This window comes from Pseudoalteromonas sp. S4741 (genome assembly GCF_005886135.1).
GTDB lineage: Bacteria > Pseudomonadota > Gammaproteobacteria > Enterobacterales > Alteromonadaceae > Pseudoalteromonas > Pseudoalteromonas tetraodonis.
Window position 1 is genome coordinate 1 of record NZ_PNCN01000087.1, and the last position, 1757, is coordinate 1757.

The following is a 1757-nucleotide window of genomic DNA, read 5'->3' on the forward strand; positions in this document are numbered from 1 at the left end:
TTAACTGACTGGCATTACGCAAATGCGGGGTTTATGTATTAGCTTTGCTTCATTGTGCCTTGTTGTTCAAGGCGGGTATGCCAGCTGAATGCTTCTTCTAAAATATGAGGCGTATGGCCGCCACGTACACAAGCACGCTCGTAGTAATCAAGCATAGCGTTGCGATAATCTGGGTGTACACAGTGTTTAATTACTTCAACAGCACGTTCGCGTGGCGCTAAACCACGTAAATCAGCTAGGCCTTGCTCGGTTACTAAAATATCAACATCGTGCTCGATATGATCGACGTGGCTTACCATAGGTACCACGCTTGAAATAGCGCCGCCTTTAGCAATTGATTTAGTTACAAACACCGATACATGCGCATTACGTGCAAAGTCGCCTGAGCCACCAATGCCGTTCATCATTTTAGTACCACACACATGAGTTGAGTTAACGTTGCCATATATATCAAACTCAAGTGCCGTGTTAATTGCAATAATACCTAAACGACGCACAATTTCAGGGTGATTCGACATTTCTTGTGGGCGAAGTACTAGCTTATCGCGGTACTTTTCAAGGTTATTAAATACTTGTGCGTTACAACGCTCTGATAAAATAATTGAACACCCAGAGGCAAAATTAAGTTTACCCGCATCAATTAAGTCAAAGGTAGAATCTTGTAATACCTCTGAGTACATAGTGAGGTCTTTAAAATCTGAGTCTAATAAACCCATCATGACTGCATTGGCTATGTTACCAATACCCGCTTGTAATGGGCCTAAATTTGCAGGCATGCGCTGTTGCGCTACTTCTTCTTTAAAAAAGTTAACTAAATGGCGTGCAATAGAGGCGGTATCTGCATCTGGGTCGGTTACTGTTGAAAATGAGTCACTTTGATTGGTAAATACAATACCCACAATTTTAGCCGGATCGATTGGAATAGCAGTACTACCGATACGGTCATCTACTTTCACGAGCGGCACTGGAGTACGCGTAGGACGATACGAAGGGATGTAAATATCATGCAGCCCTTCAAGCTCTGGCTGATGTAACATGTTAATTTCTACAATTACCTGTTTGGCAAAAATAGCAAAACTTGCTGAGTTACCTACTGACGTTGTTGGTACTATGTGGCCTTCTTCTGTGATAGCAACGGCTTCAATCACCGCTACATCAGGCATAGTTAACTGATGATTACGTAACTGTTCAACAGTTTCAGATAAATGCTGGTCAATAAACATGACCTCACCGTTGTTAATTGCTTTACGTAATGTGCTGTCTACCTGAAATGGCATACGACGCGCTAACGCACCTGATTCAGTAAGTAGCTTATCTAAGTCGTTACCTAATGACGCGCCCGTCATTAGGTTAATTTTCATTGGGTTTTCACGTACTCGCTCGGCAAGCGCACGTGGTACAGCTTTCGCTTCACCGGCACGAGTAAAACCACTCATCCCTACGGTCATGCCGTCTTTAATAAATAAACTGGCCTGCTGTGCAGACATCACTTTGTTGTGTAAATCACTATGACGAATTCGTTCTAATTGCATTTGGAACCCCTTAAACCCCATTATTATTTGGGCGCTATTTTAAGTATTTCCTTATGCTTCGTAAGCTAGACCTAAGTCTCATTTACGCATAGTTGGTATAAAAACGTTGCAGAGCGCTTTAATTTTGTACACTTCATTACTTAACCTGAGATCTGGTTAAGCCAACATTAGATTATTACTCTCTAAAATTTCAAGTTCTTGCGATGTTAAATCTAATGACGGCTT

The 1757-nt window shown here is 41.8% G+C and carries 1 protein-coding gene; it reads right to left on the minus strand.

What is annotated here, in order from left to right:
• Positions 1-38 precede the first annotated feature (38 nt).
• A complete protein-coding gene (gene scpC, locus CWC30_RS12775; RefSeq protein WP_138627276.1) occupies positions 39-1532 on the minus strand; it encodes a succinyl-CoA:acetate CoA-transferase ScpC in 1494 nt (497 codons plus the stop codon).
• Positions 1533-1757: the final 225 nt, after the last annotated feature.